Source organism: Kitasatospora griseola (assembly GCF_014648555.1).
Lineage (GTDB): Bacteria > Actinomycetota > Actinomycetes > Streptomycetales > Streptomycetaceae > Kitasatospora > Kitasatospora griseola.
Genome location: NZ_BMRI01000103.1, coordinates 1 through 203 on the forward strand (window position 1 = coordinate 1; position 203 = coordinate 203).

Genomic DNA, 203 nt, shown 5'->3' on the forward strand with positions numbered 1-203 from the left:
GCAGCACGGAACGGATGACGCCCTCGCAGATGCACACGATGTCGGTGGAGCGGGGGGTCTCGTCGGTGGTGGCTTCGATGCTGGTCATGGCGTTCTCCTTCGGGGTCGGGCGGTGGTGGCGGCGGTCCTGCCGGGCGGTGTGGTGGGCGTTGAAGTCGGCGTGGAGCGGGTCGCCCGTCTCGCACGGCCGGTCGTTCTGGCAC

General features: G+C 70.4%; 1 protein-coding gene. It reads right to left on the reverse strand.

The features are described from left to right. Positions 1-203 (reverse strand): hypothetical protein (locus IEZ12_RS37295; RefSeq protein WP_189278877.1); only part of this gene is annotated, 203 nt, incomplete at both ends.